This is a genomic window from Pseudoponticoccus marisrubri (genome assembly GCF_001482405.1).
In the GTDB taxonomy this organism is placed as follows: Bacteria; Pseudomonadota; Alphaproteobacteria; order Rhodobacterales; family Rhodobacteraceae; genus Pseudoponticoccus; species Pseudoponticoccus marisrubri.
This window is the reverse complement of the sequence record NZ_LPXO01000014.1, coordinates 1-15,930: the sequence shown is the minus strand read 5'-3', so window position 1 is coordinate 15,930 and position 15,930 is coordinate 1. Positions and strand designations below refer to the sequence as shown.

At 67.9% G+C, this 15,930-nt stretch carries 15 protein-coding genes; 7 read left to right on the top strand and 8 right to left on the bottom strand.

Translation table 11 applies throughout. From position 1 onward, the window contains the following. The first annotated feature begins 139 nt into the window (after positions 1 to 139). A complete protein-coding gene (locus tag AVJ23_RS17910) occupies positions 140 to 1,927 on the top strand; it encodes a DNA polymerase III subunit gamma/tau (RefSeq protein WP_058863595.1) in 1,788 nt (595 codons plus the stop codon). Between the two features lie 63 nt (positions 1,928 to 1,990). Here AVJ23_RS17910 and AVJ23_RS17905 read toward each other — a convergent pair whose 3' ends face one another. From AVJ23_RS17905 to AVJ23_RS17890, 4 genes are all read right to left on the bottom strand, one after another. Next, a complete protein-coding gene (locus tag AVJ23_RS17905) occupies positions 1,991 to 2,629 on the bottom strand; it encodes an acyl-homoserine-lactone synthase (protein ID WP_058863594.1) in 639 nt (212 codons plus the stop codon). Between the two features lie 104 nt (positions 2,630 to 2,733). After that, on the bottom strand, positions 2,734 to 3,453 hold the full coding sequence (locus AVJ23_RS17900; protein WP_058863671.1) for a helix-turn-helix transcriptional regulator: 720 nt from the start codon (positions 3,451 to 3,453) through the stop codon (positions 2,734 to 2,736). Between the two features lie 383 nt (positions 3,454 to 3,836). Beyond that, positions 3,837 to 5,123 (bottom strand): crotonyl-CoA carboxylase/reductase, encoded by a 1,287-nt coding sequence (ccrA, locus tag AVJ23_RS17895; RefSeq protein WP_058863593.1) that lies wholly within the window; start codon positions 5,121 to 5,123, stop codon positions 3,837 to 3,839. Positions 5,124 to 5,384: 261 nt separating this feature from the next. After that, positions 5,385 to 6,728, bottom strand: coding sequence for a 1-acyl-sn-glycerol-3-phosphate acyltransferase (locus AVJ23_RS17890; protein ID WP_058863592.1), 1,344 nt, complete (start codon positions 6,726 to 6,728; stop codon positions 5,385 to 5,387). Between the two features lie 252 nt (positions 6,729 to 6,980). On the opposite strand from AVJ23_RS17890, the gene AVJ23_RS17885 reads away from it, so the two are divergent. From AVJ23_RS17885 to deoD, 3 genes are all read left to right on the top strand, one after another. Further along, entirely contained in the window at positions 6,981 to 9,014 is a 2,034-nt protein-coding gene (locus tag AVJ23_RS17885; RefSeq protein ID WP_084794741.1) for a protein meaA, read from the top strand. A gap of 170 nt (positions 9,015 to 9,184) precedes the next feature. Next, a complete protein-coding gene (locus AVJ23_RS17880; protein WP_058863591.1) occupies positions 9,185 to 9,493 on the top strand; it encodes an H-NS histone family protein in 309 nt (102 codons plus the stop codon). A 1-nt stretch (position 9,494) separates the two neighbouring features. Next, positions 9,495 to 10,205 carry a purine-nucleoside phosphorylase gene (gene deoD / locus AVJ23_RS17875; protein WP_058863590.1) on the top strand — a complete coding sequence of 237 codons (711 nt, stop codon included), beginning with the start codon at positions 9,495 to 9,497 and terminating at the stop codon, positions 10,203 to 10,205. A 16-nt stretch (positions 10,206 to 10,221) separates the two neighbouring features. Here deoD and AVJ23_RS17870 read toward each other — a convergent pair whose 3' ends face one another. Then, positions 10,222 to 11,064, bottom strand: coding sequence for an urea carboxylase-associated family protein (locus AVJ23_RS17870; RefSeq protein ID WP_058863589.1), 843 nt, complete (start codon positions 11,062 to 11,064; stop codon positions 10,222 to 10,224). Positions 11,065 to 11,236: 172 nt separating this feature from the next. On the opposite strand from AVJ23_RS17870, the gene AVJ23_RS17865 reads away from it, so the two are divergent. Continuing rightward, positions 11,237 to 11,581: a YbaB/EbfC family nucleoid-associated protein gene (locus tag AVJ23_RS17865; protein WP_058863588.1), complete on the top strand. Its 345-nt coding sequence runs from the start codon at positions 11,237 to 11,239 to the stop codon at positions 11,579 to 11,581. A 52-nt stretch (positions 11,582 to 11,633) separates the two neighbouring features. Continuing rightward, on the top strand, positions 11,634 to 12,230 hold the full coding sequence (gene recR / locus AVJ23_RS17860) for a recombination mediator RecR (protein ID WP_058863587.1): 597 nt from the start codon (positions 11,634 to 11,636) through the stop codon (positions 12,228 to 12,230). A gap of 5 nt (positions 12,231 to 12,235) precedes the next feature. Here the strand turns inward: recR and AVJ23_RS17855 are convergent, their stop codons facing one another. The 3 genes from AVJ23_RS17855 to AVJ23_RS17845 all read right to left on the bottom strand — a co-directional run bounded on the left by AVJ23_RS17855 (position 12,236) and on the right by AVJ23_RS17845 (position 14,733). Then, the gene (locus tag AVJ23_RS17855; protein ID WP_058863586.1) at positions 12,236 to 13,327 is read right to left on the bottom strand and encodes a sensor histidine kinase; all 1,092 of its coding nucleotides are present in this window, start codon (positions 13,325 to 13,327) and stop codon (positions 12,236 to 12,238) included. A gap of 2 nt (positions 13,328 to 13,329) precedes the next feature. Next, positions 13,330 to 13,872 carry a methanogen output domain 1-containing protein gene (locus AVJ23_RS17850; protein ID WP_240484713.1) on the bottom strand — a complete coding sequence of 181 codons (543 nt, stop codon included), beginning with the start codon at positions 13,870 to 13,872 and terminating at the stop codon, positions 13,330 to 13,332. Positions 13,873 to 13,962: 90 nt separating this feature from the next. Next, positions 13,963 to 14,733 carry a DUF1013 domain-containing protein gene (locus AVJ23_RS17845; protein ID WP_058863584.1) on the bottom strand — a complete coding sequence of 257 codons (771 nt, stop codon included), beginning with the start codon at positions 14,731 to 14,733 and terminating at the stop codon, positions 13,963 to 13,965. A gap of 154 nt (positions 14,734 to 14,887) precedes the next feature. Here AVJ23_RS17845 and AVJ23_RS17840 point away from each other — a divergent pair, with 154 nt between their 5' ends. Continuing rightward, entirely contained in the window at positions 14,888 to 15,511 is a 624-nt protein-coding gene (locus AVJ23_RS17840) for a ribonuclease T2 family protein (RefSeq protein ID WP_058863583.1), read from the top strand. Positions 15,512 to 15,930: the final 419 nt, after the last annotated feature.

The following is a 15,930-nucleotide window of genomic DNA, read 5'->3' as shown; positions in this document are numbered from 1 at the left end:
TTTCCGCGGATCAGGCGGCCCCCGGCGACGGGCCTGCCCGCAGGGTGCCGCAGCCGCGCGCGAAAGGCAAGCGCCGGCTGGATGGTGGACGCGGGGCGGCGCCTCGCTTAGCTTGTCGCAAAAGCCGCAGCAGGATCCCATGACAGACGCCCCCGCCTACCAGGTGCTCGCCCGCAAGTACCGCCCCGAAACCTTTGCCGATCTCGTCGGGCAGGACGCGATGGTGCGCACCTTGCGCAACGCGTTCAAGGCCGACCGGATCGCGCAGGCCTTCATCATGACCGGCATCCGCGGCACCGGCAAGACGACCACGGCGCGGATCATCGCCAAGGGGATGAACTGCATCGGACCGGACGGCACGGGCGGGCCGACCACCGATCCCTGCGGCGTCTGCGAGCATTGCGTGGCGATCATGGAAGGCCGCCATGTCGACGTGATGGAGATGGACGCGGCCAGCCGCACCGGCGTCGGCGACATCCGCGAGATCATCGACAGTGTGCATTACCGGGCGGCCAGCGCGCGCTACAAGATCTACATCATCGACGAGGTGCACATGCTGTCCACCTCGGCCTTCAACGCGCTGCTCAAGACGCTGGAAGAGCCGCCGGCGCATGTGAAGTTCATCTTCGCCACGACCGAGATCCGCAAGGTGCCGGTCACGGTGCTGTCGCGCTGCCAGCGCTTCGACCTGCGCCGGATCGAGCCCGAGGTGATGATCACGATGTTGCGCCGCATCGCCACCGCCGAGGGGGCCGAGATCACCGACGAGGCGCTGGCACTGATCTGCCGCGCCGCCGAGGGCTCGGCCCGCGACGCGACCTCGCTGCTCGACCAGGCGATCAGCCATGGCGCGGGCGAGACCGGGGCCGAGCAGGTGCGCGCCATGCTGGGGCTGGCCGATCGCGGCCGGGTGATGGACCTGTTCGAGCGGATCATGCGTGGCGACGCCGCCGGCGCGCTGGCCGAGCTGTCGGCGCAATATGCCGACGGGGCCGATCCGCTGGCGGTGCTGCGCGACCTGGCCGAGCTGACGCACTGGATCTCGGTCGTCAAGATCACACCCGAATCGGCGGACGACCCGACCATCTCGCCCGATGAGCGCGCGCGCGGGCTGGCCTTTGCCGACGGGCTGGGCATGCGGCCGCTGGGCCGGGCCTGGCAGATGCTGCTCAAGGCGATCGAGGAGGTGGCTGGCGCGCCGTCGGCCATCATGGCGGCCGAGATGGCGATCATCCGGCTGACCCATGTGGCCGAGCTGCCCTCGCCCGAGGACCTGGTGCGCAAGCTTCAGGACAGCCCGCCGCCGCCCGCGCAGGGCGATGCGCATGCGCCGCAGGGTTCCGGCGGGGCAGGTCCGCGCGCCGAGGCCCCGCCCCGCGGCCAGCCGGGCGCGCAAGGCGCCACCGGCAGCGCATCCAGCGGCACCTGGGCGCGCGGCGGCCATGGCGGGCCCGAGGGCGGCGCCATGCCGGCCACGGCGGCCGACCAGGCCCTGGCGCGCTACCCGACCTTCGAGCATGTGCTGGAGCTGATCCGCGCCAATCGCGACGTCAAGTTGCTGGTCGAGGTGGAAGGCGGGCTGCGGCTGGGCGCCTACCGACCGGGCCGCATCGAGTTCACGCCCGCCCACGATGCCGAACCCGATCTCGCGCAGCGGCTGGGCGCCGCATTGCAACGCTGGACGGGCAATCGCTGGGCGGTGATCGTGGTCAACGACGCCACCGCCCCCACCGTGCAGGAACGCCGCGATGCCGACCGGCTGGCCCGCGAGGCCGAGGCGGCCGAGCACCCGCTGGTGCGCGCCGCGCTGCAGGCCTTCCCGGGCGCCAAGATCGCCACGGTGCGCAGCGCCGAGGAGATCGCGCAGGATGTGCAGGCCGACGCCCTGCCCGAGGTCGAGGACGAGTGGGACCCGTTCGAGGAATAGCGCCGGTCAAAGCAAAACGCGCGCCGGGCGGGCGCGCGTCAGGTCTTCCTTTGGGGGCGTGTCTCAGGCCGCCTGCGTGGCTCCCGGCCGCGGGACTGCGCCGAAGGCGCGTTCGAACCAGCGGCGCGACATCTCGGGCGTGATCCCGGCGGCGCGCGCGACGCGGGACTGCGCCTCGGCCGAGAACTCCCACAGACCCACGCTGACTTGCGCGCGCCCCGTCCCGTCCGAGCCCAGAACCTCGGGACAGGCGCCGATCCGGCGGTAGATCCGCACCATGCGCGCGTCGAACACGCCCACGTAATGCGCCACGCCGAAATGCTGCATGACCTCGCCGCCCGCCAGCATCAGCGCCGCGGCAACGCCCGGCCGCGCGCCGCGCGACAGGCAGAACCGGGTGCATTCCCAGATCAGCGGGCTGCGGATCTCGACCCCGTCGGTCAGGTGGCTGAAATGCTCGTTCACCATGGTGCGCCCGGTGGTCGGCAAGAGCCGCATGGAGCCGCCATGGCGGCCATCCTCTTCTTCCCAGATCACGTAGAGCGGGTTCTCGCCGTCATAGGCGTCCCGTTCGTAGCCGTTCACGTCGACCTCGACCGCCCAGCCGAGCCGCGTCCTGAACTGGTCGGCACGGTCGCGGAACATGGAGCGGGCGAGTTGCGGAAACTTGTGCAGGTCATTGCCGTAGATGTAGCGGATCATGGTCTTCCCCGTAGCCAGAGCTGATGGGAAAACTCTCCGGTGCCATGGTTAACGGCTTTGCTCGCGCCCGTGCGCCCCGCTCACGCGGCATTCACCGCGACCGGTCAGACGACGATCAGCCCCCGGCTCAGCGCGCGGGCCACCGCATGGGTCGTGTTGAGCGCGCCCAGCTTGAACCGGGCGCTTTCGACATAGACCCTGAGCGTGTGTTCCGAGATCGACAGCGTGTCGGCCGCCTGTGCCCGGTTGTAGCCGATCGCCAGCAGGGTCATCGCCTCGATCTCGCGCGGGGAGAGCGGCTGCGCCGGATCAGGGGCGCGGCCCGGCTCGAACTCAAGCGCCTTCTGGTTGAAGTAATGCGCCAGCAGGATCAGGTCGCGGCGGTTGGTCTCGGTGAACTCCTCCCATTCGGCATCGCTGCAGGTGGTGCTGAGCGTGAACAGCGCGAACTGCCCGTTCGGGCCGCGGATCGGGATCGAGAAGCCCTGGTTGCCGACCCCGTGCCCGATCGCGTCCTGCAGGAAGGCGCGCGCCGCCTTGGACGACCAGTCCAGCCGCTTCCAGTCGACCGGGTGGAAGCGCTGGTAGCAACCCGAGACCACCGGGTCGATACGCAGGTACCCCTTCTCGACATAGCGGTTGATCCAGTCCAGCGGGTAGGTGCCGCAGCCATATTGCTCGCCGCTGCTGGACACCCAGTGATAGACCATGTGATCCACGCCATAGCTGTCGCGCAGATCCTCGATGGCGATTTGCAGATCCTCCAGCCCCTCAGCGCATTCCAGCCGTTCGAGAAGTCCGTCCAGATGCGGTGCGTTCCCCAAGAACCCCAATGCCGTTCCCCTCTGCCAGGGACGTCATCTCGGCCTGCGCCACGAAAGAGGCATCCTCCAGCTGCGAGGCCAGGGCGGGCAAACCATTGGCACGCGCGAAGGTTTTCAGGTCGGCCAGAACGTCCAGTATCCAGTCATGTCCCATGGCAAGCCTCTCTCGCAATTGGTTAAAGCTTCATTAACACAAGGCTAGCATGCGGGGGGCGGGGTTAATATTCCCGGAATCCTCCTCCCCGGAAATGGCGAGGGCACGGGCCCCCAAGCCCTTGAACCCGCGTCCCAAGGCCGGAACGCGAAACGCCCGCGGCACGCCATGGGGCGATTCGCGGGCGTCGGGAGGAGGTCGCGCCGCCCGCCATGGGCGGCGGCATTGTTTACTTGCGCGCGTCCAGCGCGTCTTCCAGCGTGCGCAGCCCGGTGCGGGGCGACTGGACCAGCACGGCCATGTTGCCGGGCTTGTGCTCGTTGCGCATCATCTTCATGTGCGCGTCCGGGATCTCGTTCCAGGCAAAGACCTCGGACATGCAGGGATCGAGGCGCCGCTCGATCATCAGCTTGTTGGCCGCCGAAGCCTGCTTGAGATGGGCGAAATGGCTGCCCTGCAAGCGCTTCTGGTGCATCCACATGTAGCGCACGTCGAAGGTGCAGTTGAACCCGCTGGTGCCGGCGCAGATCACCACCATGCCGCCCTTCTTGACCACGAGGGTCGAGACCGGGAAGGTCGCCTCGCCCGGGTGTTCGAAGACCATGTCGACATTGACGCCCTTGCCGGTGATGGCCCAGATCGCCTTGCCGAAGCGGCGCGCCTCTTTCAGCCACTCGTTGTACTCAAGGCTGTTCACCGTGGGCAGCTGGCCCCAGCAGTTGAACTCCTTGCGGTTGATGACGCCCTTGGCGCCCTGGTCGAGCACGAATTGCCGCTTGCTTTCGTCCGAGATCACGCCGATCGCGTTGGCACCCGCCGTGTTGGCCAGCTGGATGGCGTAGGAGCCCAGCCCGCCCGAGGCGCCCCAGACCAGCACGTTCTGACCCGGCTTGAGGTCATGCGGCTCGTGCCCGAAGAGCATGCGGTAGGCGGTGGCCAGCGTCAGCGTGTAGCAGGCGCTTTCCTCCCAGGTCAGGTGCTTGGGTCGCGGCATCAGCTGCTGCGCCTGCACCTTGGTGAACTGGGCGAAGGAGCCGTCGCCGGTCTCGTAGCCCCAGATGCGCTGGCTGGGCGAGAACATCGGGTCGCCGCCATTGCAGTGCTCGTCATCGCCATCGTCCTGGTTGCAGTGGATGACGACCTCGTCGCCCACCTTCCAGCGGGTGACCTTCTCGCCCACCTTCCAGACGATGCCCGAGGCGTCCGAGCCCGCGATGTGGAAATCTTGCCCGTGCACGTCGAACGGGCTGATCGGCACGCCCTTGCCCGCCCAGACGCCGTTGTAGTTCACGCCCGCGGCCATCACGAGCACCAGCACCTCGTGGCTGTCGATCTCCCAGGTGTCGACCACCTCGGTCTGGAAGGACTGGTCGGGGTCGCCATGGCGCTCGCGGCGGATCGCCCAAGCATACATCTTCTTGGGTACGTAGCCGAGCGGCGGCATCTCGCCGATCTCGTAGAGGTCTTTCTCCGGCGCGTCGTACTGGGCGATTCCAGCATGCGTGTCCAATGCCATGGCGGCCTCCTGTCAGGTCCGAGGGTTCAGTTTGATCCGCTCTGCAGTGCAGAATCTCGCGGGGGTTTCACCCGAGATACGGAGAAACGCGCAACATTGCAACTCCCCGTGATGGTATTTTGTAATTTTATGACCGAGCGAATGCAGAAAAGCCCGCGCGCCTGCAGCGAAGCCCCGGCCACTGGCACGGCCGCGCCCCTGCCCCAACGGCGCGCCCGTGGCGGCCGGGGAATTGAGTATTTGGGGAAAGATGAAAGGGGGTCAGAGCAAGTGGGCGATGGAATTCGCGTAGAACCGGGCCAGGGTGCGGTTTTCCGGCGCGATGGCAAAGGTGTCGCCCTCCTTCACCGCGATGGCGCGTTCGGTCAGGCTGCGCAGGCCGACCTCGACCGCGTAATCGCGATTGTTGCGCGGCAGGTGGACATGGCAGTGCCCGAGCCGGTCGAGCAGCGCCGAGACGCCGCGTTCGAGCTCGGCGCGGGACTTGGGCCCGTCGAGCAGCAGATGCGCCACCAACGGCACCGGCAGCACCGGCACGCAGGCGGCGATGCGGTCCATCAAGGCGTCGGCCAGCGCCTCGGGATCCCGGGCGAGCGCCGGGAAATGCTTGAGCGACAGGGGCTTGCCGAAGCTGACCGCGGCATAGCCGAAGCGGTGGTAGCGCCCGGTGACGCGCAGCCAGAGCTGGCGCAGCGTGGCGGCGAAGACATGGCTGATGCGCGCGTCGAAGCGGCGGGTGCCGGCCTCTGCCGCGCCGATCAGCACCCGGTCCTCGAGCACGCGGTCGTAGTTCAGCGCCACGGGGACGAAGACGACCTCGCGCTCGACCTGCGGCAGCGCGTCGGTGATGTAGCTGAGCAGCCCCATCTTCGGCGGCTGCAGCGCACCGTCGAGGCTGAGCCCGCCCTCGGGGAAGATCGCCTGGGTGCTGCCGCCGGCGGTGGCCATCTCGACGTAACGCCGCAGAATCGCGCGATAAAGCCCGTCGCGGGAGCGCCGGCGGATGAAATAGGCGCCCATCGCCCGGATCAGCCGCGACAGCGGCCAAACCTGCGCCCATTCGCCCACCGCGTAGGACAGGGCCGAGCGTTCGGCCGCGAGATGGGTGACCAGAACGTAATCCATGTTGGAGCGGTGGTTCATCACGAAGATCAGCGTGGCGTCATGGTCGATGCCCGAGAGCTCCTGCGGGTCATGATGGCCGAGGCGCACGCGGTAGAGCGCGTTGGAGAGCATCCTTGCGGCGCGCACGCCCCAGCCGAAATAGGCAAAGGCGGAAAACGCCGGAACGATTTCACGGGCATAGCGGCGCGCGCGTTCGAAGGCCACGTCCTCGCGCAGGCCGTGTTCCGCGGCATGGTCGAGGATCGCGCGGGTCACGTCGGGATGGTAGCAGAGCCGCTGGATCAGGTCGTAGCGGCGCAGCAGCTTGAAGGGCTCGATCGGCCGCTCGAGCCGCGTGTTGAGCCGGGCCACCGCCTTTTCCAGCCGGCGGCGGAAGAACCAGCGCACCGAGGGGAACAGGAAATGCGTGGCAAAGGCGCTGGCCGCGAAGAGCAGGATCAGCACGAAGAGCCAGAGCGGGAGCGTCACCGGGGCAGTCATGGGCGCGACCAAACCAGCCTGCCGGAATTTTGTACAGATCGGACGTTTCGGGCGGTGGTTTCGCCGAAACGGGCCGTTTCGCGGCAAGCGGCCCGCGGCGGGGGCGCAGGGCCCTCCCCCTGCGGAGCGGGGCGGGCTATGCTGCACCTGCGCCCGCTGCATCGCGGCGAATTGACAGAGACATTTTGTTTCGTATAGTCCGCTAGAAACGAAATATGATTGCCGCCCGCAAGAGCCCGCATGGAGAGCCAGATGAGCCAGACCCCGACACGCGACAGTGACAGAGCCGCCGCCGCGCCCGGCCCCGACCGCGCCACCGGCGACGCCCCGCGCCAGCCCGACCGGCCCTGGCTGATCCGGACCTATGCGGGCCACTCGACCGCCGCCCGGTCCAACGCGCTCTATCGTTCGAACCTGGCCAAGGGGCAGACCGGGCTGAGCGTGGCCTTCGACCTGCCCACGCAGACGGGCTATGACAGCGACCACGTGCTCAGCCGCGGCGAGGTGGGCAAGGTCGGCGTGCCCGTCTGCCACCTGGGCGACATGCGCACGCTGTTCGACCAGATCCCGCTGGAGCAGATGAACACCTCGATGACGATCAACGCGACGGCGCCCTGGTTGCTGGCGCTTTATATCGCGGTGGCCGAGGAACAGGGGGCGGACGTCGCCAAGCTGCAGGGCACGGTGCAGAACGACCTGATCAAGGAATATCTCAGCCGCGGTACCTATATCTGCCCGCCGGAACCCTCGTTGAAAATGATCGGTGACGTTGCGGAATATTGTTACCGGAACGTGCCCAAATGGAACCCGATGAACGTGTGTTCCTATCATCTGCAAGAGGCCGGGGCGACGCCGGAGCAGGAGCTGGCCTTTGCCCTGACCACCGCCATCGCGGTTCTGGACGAATTGCGCCCGCGCGTGGCCGAAGAGGATTTTCCGGCTTTGGCAGGGCGCATTTCCTTCTTCGTGAATGCCGGCATTCGCTTCGTGACCGAGATGTGCAAGATGCGCGCATTCGTGGATCTCTGGGATGAGATCCTGCAAAGCCGCTACGGGGTGGAAAATCCGAAATATCGCCGTTTCCGCTATGGTGTTCAGGTGAACAGCCTCGGATTGACCGAGCAGCAGCCGGAAAACAATGTCTACCGGATCCTGATTGAAATGCTGGCGGTGACGCTTTCGAAAAAGGCCCGCGCGCGCGCCGTGCAATTGCCGGCCTGGAACGAGGCCCTCGGCCTGCCCCGGCCCTGGGACCAGCAATGGTCGATGCGGATGCAGCAGATCCTGGCCTACGAGACCGACCTGCTGGAATTCGACGATTTGTTCGAAGGCAACCCGGCGGTGGATGCCAAGGTGGAGACGCTGAAGGACGGCGCACGCGCCGAGCTGGCCAATATCGAGAGCATGGGGGGCGCGATCGGCGCGATCGCCTACATGAAGGGCCGGCTGGTGGACAGCAATGCCGACCGGCTGAACAAGGTCGAGCGGGGCGAGACCGTGGTCGTGGGCGTCAATCGCTGGACCGAGGGCGAGCCCTCGCCGCTTGTGGGCGAGGATGGCGGCATCATGACCGTCGATCCGGGCGTCGAGGCGGACCAGGTCGCGCGGCTGGAGGCGTGGCGCGCCGCGCGCGATGCCGGGGCGGTCAAGGCGGCGCTGGCGGTCCTGCGCGCCGCCGCGTGCGAGGGGCGCAACGTGATGCCCGCCTCGATCGCCTGTGCGAAGGCCGGGGTCACCACCGGCGAATGGGCCGGCGAGATGCGCGCCGTGCATGGCGAGTACCGCGCGCCCACCGGCGTTTCGGCCGCGCGCTCGAACAAGACAGAGGGGCTGGACGAATTGCGCGCCGCCGTGGACGCGGTCAGCGACCGGCTGGGCCGGCGGCTGCGCTTCCTCGTGGGCAAGCCGGGGCTGGACGGGCATTCCAACGGCGCCGAGCAGATCGCCTTTCGCGCGCGCGATTGCGGCATGGAGATCGACTATGAAGGCATCCGCCTGACGCCCGAGCAGATCGTGGCGGCGGCCGAGAACGGCGCCCATGTGCTGGGCCTGTCGATCCTGTCGGGCAGCCATATCCCGCTGGTCGAGGAGGTGATGCGCCGCCTGCGCGAGGCGGGGCTGGGCGAGGTGCCGGTGATCGTGGGCGGAATCATCCCCGACGAGGACGCCGCACGGCTGAAGGCGATGGGCGTGGACCGGGTCTATACGCCCAAGGATTTCGAATTGAATGCCATCATGCACGATATCGTGACACTGGCCGATCCGAAATCGGTTGCCGCTGAATAGCGTCGATTCACCCCTCTAATTGAAACAATATGCAACCGCTCGCCAGATTGGCGGGCGGTTTTTCGCGGGAATTGACCATTTTGCGCGATTGACACAGAATGATGCTTGTTCATCGTGATAAAAGTCGTGAATTGGATACAGGTTGACCTGTCACCTGGAAGGACACACTCATGGACTTGAAACTCGAAGAGCTCTCGCGCGATGAGCTCAAGCAATTGATCACCGATGCCGAAAAGGCGCTCAAGACGGTGGATGCCCGCCGCAAGGCCGAGGCGAAACTGGCCGCCGAAAAGGCCGCGAAGGAATTCGGCTTCTCGCTGGATGAAATCGTGACCGGGGACGGCAAAGCCTCGAAAGGCGTGCCGCGCTATGCCAACCCGGCCGATCCCACGCAGACCTGGACCGGCCGCGGGCGCAAGCCGCAATGGGTGATCGACGCGCTGAATTCCGGCAAGTCGGTCGAAGATCTCGCGATCTGAAATGTCGATCCATATCGGGGCAGAGCCCGGACAGATTTCCGAAACCGTGCTGATGCCCGGCGATCCGCTGCGCGCGGAATGGGCGGCACAGACCTTTCTGGACGACGCCACCTGCGTGAACCGGGTGCGCGGCATGCTGGGCTATACCGGAACCTGGCGCGGCCAGCGGGTGACGATCCACGGCTCGGGCATGGGGATGCCGAGCCTGTCGATCTATGCCAACGAGCTGATCCGCGATTTCGGCGCCAGGACACTGATCCGCATCGGCTCCTGCGGGGCGATGCAGGAGCGCGTGGCGATGCGCGACCTGATCCTCGCGATGACGGCCACCACGCTCTCGACGCCCTCGCGCGGGATCTTCCGCGAGCTGAACTTCGCGCCCTGTGCCGATTTCGGCCTGCTGCGCGCGGCGGTGGCGGCGGCCGAGGCCAAGGGCGTGCCGTTCCATGCCGGCGGGATCTACTCCTCGGACGTGTTCTACGACGAGCGGCCCGACCTCAATGACCAGATGGTCCGGCACGGGATCCTGGGCGTCGAGATGGAGGCGGCCGAGCTCTACACGCTGGCGGCGCGTCACGGGGTGCGGGCGCTGGCGGTGCTGACTGTCTCGGACCACCTGCTGACGCATGAGGCGCTGCCCGCGCAGGAGCGCGAGCAGAGCTTTGGCGACATGGTCGAGATCGCGCTGCACGCGGCCTTTCCCGACGCCTGATCCACGCACCGCGGCCCTAGCGGCCGTGGCTGCGGTCATAGCCGTTGCGGGCGGGGGGCTGCCAGCCCTCCAGCGCGCCCGGCGGCGGGGTCAGGATCTCGACCCGCAGCGGGAAACAGGCGGCCGCGTCCGAGGTATGCTCGGCCGAGCAGTCGCCCCCCGGGCAGGCGCTGAGCGCGCCCAGCAGGTCGATCTCGGCGAAGAAGGTCAGCTGGTCGCCGGGGCGCACCGGGCTGGCCTTCATGAAATACTGGCCGGTGTCGCGGGTGAAGCCCGTGCACATGAAGACGTTCAGCACGTCATGCACATGGCGCTCGGCCTCGGCCAGCGGCACGTCCAGCGCATCGGCCAGCGCGCGGGTCAGGTTGGAATGGCAGCAATGGTGATAGGGCTGCCCCGACAGCAGCATGCCCGTATAGGGATCGCAGCGCGTGCCGATCACGTCATGCACCGACCCGCCGAAAGCGTCGATGCCGTACCAGTCGAGGCTGTCGGCCACGATGGTCGCCATGGGCCGCAGGAACGGGAAACACGACCAGAGCCGGTCGCCCGTGCTCACATGGGTGCCGTGCAGCGCGCGGGTCTTGCCGGAATAGAAGCGCTCGGACAGGTCCTCGGCATTCCAGAGGTTCAGGTCGCCCACCTGCGGGCCCTCGACGCTGGTGATGCGGAAGAACTGCGCGGCGCCGACGCGGAAATGGCAGGCCTCGCGCGGCGGGGCGGTGACCGTGTCGGTCACCTGCGCCCCCTCCAGCGCCGCGGCATAGCGCGAAAGGTCCGGGCGCGGCAGCGTGTCGGTCGGGTAGCAGATCACCGGCGCAACGGCGCGGCGGGCCTCGGCATCGGGCGGCTGGGTCATGGGCGGGCTCCTTTCGGGGGCGAGTGAACCCGCGCCCGGGCCGACTGTCCAGAGGCCGCGACGCAGCGCCGCCCGGCCCCTGCCCCTCTTGTGGCGCGGCCACGGGCTTGCGATAACCGGGCGAATGGTCCGGGCGGGACACGCGCGGCCCCAGCACACAGGAGAGACGGGAATGCTCAAGGGTCTAGGCGGGCTTGGCGACATGGCCAAGATGATGAAGCAGGCGCAGGAAATGCAGGGCAAGATGACCCAGCTTCAGGACGACCTGAAATCGATCACGGTGGTGGGCGAATCCGGGGCCGGGCTGGTCAAGGCCACCGCCACCGCAAAGGGCGAGCTGAAGGCGCTGGACATCGACCCGTCGATCTTCGATCCCAACGAGAAGGAAGTGGTCGAGGACCTGATCCTCGCCGCGATCAAGGATGCGCAGTCGCGCGCCAGCGAGCGGGCCGAGCAGGAGATGCGCAAGCTGACCGAGGAAATGGGCCTGCCCGCCGACATGAAGCTGCCCTTCTGAGCCAGGTGGTGCACCGGGGATCCCTTCCGCGCCCGGGCGGCGGCCGCCGCCCGTGAGCCGGCGCAACGACCCGATCGAGGCGCTGATCGAGCTGATGGCGCGCCTGCCGGGGCTCGGGCCGCGCTCGGCCCGGCGGGCGGTGCTGTACCTGATCCGCAAGCGCGCCGCGCTGCTGGTGCCGCTGGCGGCCGCGATGCAGGCGGTGGCCGACAGCGCGCGGCCCTGCCTGAACTGCGGCAATGTCGGCACCTCGGATATCTGCGAGATCTGCCAGAGCGAGGCGCGCGGCAACGGGCTGCTCTGCGTGGTCGAGGACGTGGCCGATCTCTGGGCGATGGAGCGCTCGGGCGTCTTCCGCGGCCGCTACCACGTGCTGGGCGGCACCCTGTCGGCACTGGACGGGGTCGGCCCGGACGAGCTGCGCATCCCGCAGCTGCTGTCGCGGATCGAGGCCGAGGGCGTGAGCGAGGTGATCCTTGCGCTGAACGCCACGGTCGATGGCCAGACCACGGCGCATTACATCGCCGACCAGCTGGAGGACCGGGTGGCCCTGTCCTCGCTGGCGCAGGGCGTGCCCATCGGGGGCGAGCTGGACTATCTTGACGACGGCACGATCACCGCGGCGCTGAACGCGCGCAAGCGGCTGTAGCGCGCCTACTCGGCGGCGGTCTCGAGCGCGGGGCGCGGGTCGAAGACCAGTGTCCACTCGGTTCCGGCACCGCTGTCCTGTGTCAGCTCGCCGCGCAGCTGCTCGGCCAACGCATGCAGGATCCGCGTGCCCTGCCCGCCGCCACCGGCGCTGTCCGTGGCGGGCTGCGGCTGCTCGGCCATGCCGCGGCCATCATCGCGCACCCGCAGCTCCATCCGGTCGACGCCGTTCTGGCGGAAGACCAGGTCGATGCGCCCCTCGGCCTTGCCGGTGAAGGCGTATTTCAGCGCGTTGGTGACCAGCTCGTTGATCAGGATGCAGAGCGCCGTGGCATCGGCATTGTGCAGCCGCAGCGCCTCGACCTCGCAGTTCAGCGTCACGTTCTCGGGCACCAGCGCGCCGGAGAGCAGGCGGCAAAGCTCCTGGATCAGGTCGCTGGCGTCGATCACCTCGACCGCGTTGCTCTGGTCCAGCAGGTCATGCACCAGCGCGATGGAGCGGGTGCGCAGCGCGATGGTGCGCAGCGCCTCGCGCGTCTCGTCATGCTGCGCCTCGCCGATGCGGGCGCGGACCAGCGAGGACAGCACCGCGAGGTTGTTCTTGACCCGGTGGATCAGCTCGCCATGCAGGTATTGCTCGCGCTCGACCGCCTGTTCCAGCTGCGCCTGCAACGCCCGCGCGCGGGTCAGCTCGCGGTTGAGGCTGGCGATCAGGCGGGTGTGTTCGCGGAAGGGCGCGGCGCCATCGGGATCGATGCAGATCATCAGGACCGGCGCGGCGGCGGGATGGTCGCGCAGGCTGCGCAGCCGAAGGGTTTGGCGCAGCCCGGCAAGGTCGCCGCGCGCCAGCACGGCGCTGGAGCGGACCCAGCCGGCGGTGCCGGCGGCATTTGGCAGGTCGGACCAGACCCGGCCCTCGCTGCGCTGGAAGAGATCCGACAGGCCCAGCCCAGCATCCTGCCCGGCCTCGATGCCCAGCTGGCGGCGTGCCGCCGTGTTCAGCCGGATCAACGCCCCGTCGACCCGCGCAAGGCAGGTCGGCGTCGGCGCATGGGCGAAAACCGATTCGAAAAGCCGGGACTGCTCTGCCGCCTGCATGCTCAGCCCCCGTTCTCCCGCAGGTCGGGATCGAGCCGGAAATACTCGCGCGCGCCATCCGACGGGCCGGCCCCGTCGGGCGACAGGTGGATCGCGATGCGGCAGCCCGCGTCACCGCGCGCGATGGTCTCGTGCAGCTCGACACGGGCATAGCCGGTGTGATCCGCCGCGATCCGGCCGAAGACATTCGAGGTCATCATGCAGAGCGCGTCGCGCCCCTGCGCCATGTCGCCGAAGGGACAGGCCCGGTTGCCCAGCGTGATGCAGTCATCCGTGACCGAGATCACGTAGAAATCCCCGCCGATGCGGCGCTTGAGATCGACGAAGACCTCGGCGATGCGAGTGGGGTCGAGATCCTGCCCCCCCATCTCGGCGCGGTACTTGTCCTCGATCCAGCGCCCGACCGAGGTGCCCACCGAGTTGATGTAGCCCTCGGCCTCGTCAAGGCCGACGACATCCTGCAGCAGCCCCGTCAGGTCGCGCAGCATCTTGCGCATGAACAGGTCCGCGTCGAGGTCGAGATCCGCCTCGGAGGGATGCTCCACAGGCCCTGGTTCACCGCTCAATCGTGACATGCCGAAACATTGCCCCAAATCGCGCGACGATGCCAGTCCCGCGGGACCGGCATGCTGCGTTCAGCCGCGCGTGTCGTCATCCTCGTCGTCATCGCCCTTGTCGCCCGGCAGGTTGAAGAAGCTCTCGGCGTCCAGGTAATCGTCGTCGGACTTCTTGTCCTCTTCGTCATCCTCGCCGCGCGGGTCGGACAGGCTGAAGGTCTCGAGCCCCTCGATCGCCGAGGGCAGGCGCGGCTCTTCGGACTGCATCTCGAGGCTCTGCTCGGTCGAGACCAGCTTGCGCCGCTCGTCATCGGTCATCACCGCTTCCATCGCCTTGGCGGCCTTGGCCACTGCGGCGTCCAGCTCGGTCTGCTTGCACAGCCCCAGCGCCACCGGGTCGATCGGCTGCATGTTCTGGATGTTCCAGTGGGTGCGCTCGCGGATCGACTGGATGGTCGGCTTGGTGGTGCCCACCAGCTTGGAGATCTGGCTGTCGGCCAGCTCGGGGTGGAACTTGACCAGCCACAGGATGGCGTTCGGGCGGTCCTGCCGCTTGGAGAGCGGCGTGTAGCGCGGGCCCCGGCGCTTGTCCTCGTCGCGCGCAGCGGGGTTGTGCTTGAGCTTCATGCGGTAGCTGCCGTTCTTCTCGGCCCGGTCGATCTCGACCTGCTCCAGCTGGTTGTTGGCCACCGGATCGAAGCCCTTGACCCCGGCCGCCACGTCGCCATCGGCGATGCCCTGGATCTCCAGCTCGTGAAAGCCGGTGAAATCGGCGATCTGCTGGAAGCTCAGCGTGGTGTTGTCGACCAGCCAGACGGCGGTCGCCTTGGGGTGCAGCAGCTTGGCCATGGTACTTCTCCTTGGTCGTTTTCGGGTCCGACGGCTACGGGATCTGCGCGGCCCGGGGGCTTTCGCCTCGGGCGGCTCCGGGGGCGGAGCGGGTCACCGTTGTCGGGAAACTCGGGCGGTATATAGTGGCGCGGCGTGCGAAGGGGAAGAGAAAATGCGATTCCTGGCAGTTCTGATGCTGAGTGCCGGCCTTGCGGCGGCCGAGGGCGAGCCCGCGGGCGAGTTCGACTACTACGTGATGGCGCTCAGCTGGTCGCCCAACTGGTGCGCGCGGGAGGGCGATGCGCGCCAGTCCGAGCAATGCGAGACCGATGCCGGCTGGGTGCTGCACGGGCTCTGGCCGCAATACCATCGCGGTTGGCCCGCCTATTGCCCGACGGTGGAGCGCCCGCCCTCGCGCGGGATGACCGGGGCGATGGCCGACATCATGGGCTCGGGCGGGCTGGCCTGGCACCAGTGGAAGAAGCACGGCACCTGCTCGGGGCTTTCGGCGCGGGCCTATTTCGACCTCTCGCGCGAGGCCTATGACGCCGTGACGCGCCCGGCCCTGCTGCGCCGGCTGGACAAGCCCGTCACCCTGCCCGCAAGCGTGATCGAAGAGGCCTTCCTGAAGGAGAACCCCGATCTCGAGGCCGACATGCTGACCATCACCTGCCGCGACGGCATGATCCAGGAAGCCCGAATCTGCCTCTCGCGCGACCTCGCCCCCGTCCCCTGCGGCGCCGACGTCATCCGCGACTGTACCCTCGACGACGCCCTGTTCACGCCTGTGCGGTAGGAGGGGCTGGGACTTCTTCCATGGTCTCGCGCGGGGATGAGATTTGCGGGAAGAGGTGCCCCCACACTGCGGCAGGTGGCGGTTGTGCTCCCGTTACAGGCACCCACGGCAGCCCTGCATCCAGCAATTGTTGGATAGCAGAGGCCGTGAGACCGGGTCAACAGGTGCCGCCTGTACTACGGTTGGTACTACGGCTGTGGTGTCGCCTAACTCCTGCGACCGAGGGCACACGCGCTGGTCTGCCCCCATCGGGTGGTCCGCTTTGAGTGGTGGTGCATCGTCGGCCTCTGGTCCATTGGCACGATGCTTTCGGGCGCGGGTGGATGGTCTGCCCCCAGAAAAGTGGTCCTTCCTGAGGTAGGCTTTCGAGCCAGATGGAGGACGAACGAATGGGACAGAAGAGACACAAGCCGGAGGAG

Excerpts from the sequence above, each read along its gene's own strand:
- AVJ23_RS17865 (WP_058863588.1), top strand. The coding sequence starts at position 11,237 with ATGCTCAAGGGTCTAGGCGGGCTTGGCGACATGGCCAAGATGATGAAG.
- AVJ23_RS17880 (WP_058863591.1), top strand. The coding sequence starts at position 9,185 with ATGGACTTGAAACTCGAAGAGCTCTCGCGCGATGAGCTCAAGCAATTG.
- AVJ23_RS17845 (WP_058863584.1), bottom strand. The coding sequence starts at position 14,733 with ATGGCCAAGCTGCTGCACCCCAAGGCGACCGCCGTCTGGCTGGTCGAC.
- AVJ23_RS17840 (WP_058863583.1), top strand. The coding sequence starts at position 14,888 with ATGCGATTCCTGGCAGTTCTGATGCTGAGTGCCGGCCTTGCGGCGGCC.
- AVJ23_RS17885 (WP_084794741.1), top strand. The coding sequence starts at position 6,981 with ATGAGCCAGACCCCGACACGCGACAGTGACAGAGCCGCCGCCGCGCCC.
- deoD (WP_058863590.1), top strand. The coding sequence starts at position 9,495 with ATGTCGATCCATATCGGGGCAGAGCCCGGACAGATTTCCGAAACCGTG.
- AVJ23_RS17890 (WP_058863592.1), bottom strand. The coding sequence starts at position 6,728 with ATGACTGCCCCGGTGACGCTCCCGCTCTGGCTCTTCGTGCTGATCCTG.
- ccrA (WP_058863593.1), bottom strand. The coding sequence starts at position 5,123 with ATGGCATTGGACACGCATGCTGGAATCGCCCAGTACGACGCGCCGGAG.
- AVJ23_RS17870 (WP_058863589.1), bottom strand. The coding sequence starts at position 11,064 with ATGACCCAGCCGCCCGATGCCGAGGCCCGCCGCGCCGTTGCGCCGGTG.
- AVJ23_RS17905 (WP_058863594.1), bottom strand. The coding sequence starts at position 2,629 with ATGATCCGCTACATCTACGGCAATGACCTGCACAAGTTTCCGCAACTC.
- AVJ23_RS17910 (WP_058863595.1), top strand. The coding sequence starts at position 140 with ATGACAGACGCCCCCGCCTACCAGGTGCTCGCCCGCAAGTACCGCCCC.
- AVJ23_RS17855 (WP_058863586.1), bottom strand. The coding sequence starts at position 13,327 with ATGCAGGCGGCAGAGCAGTCCCGGCTTTTCGAATCGGTTTTCGCCCAT.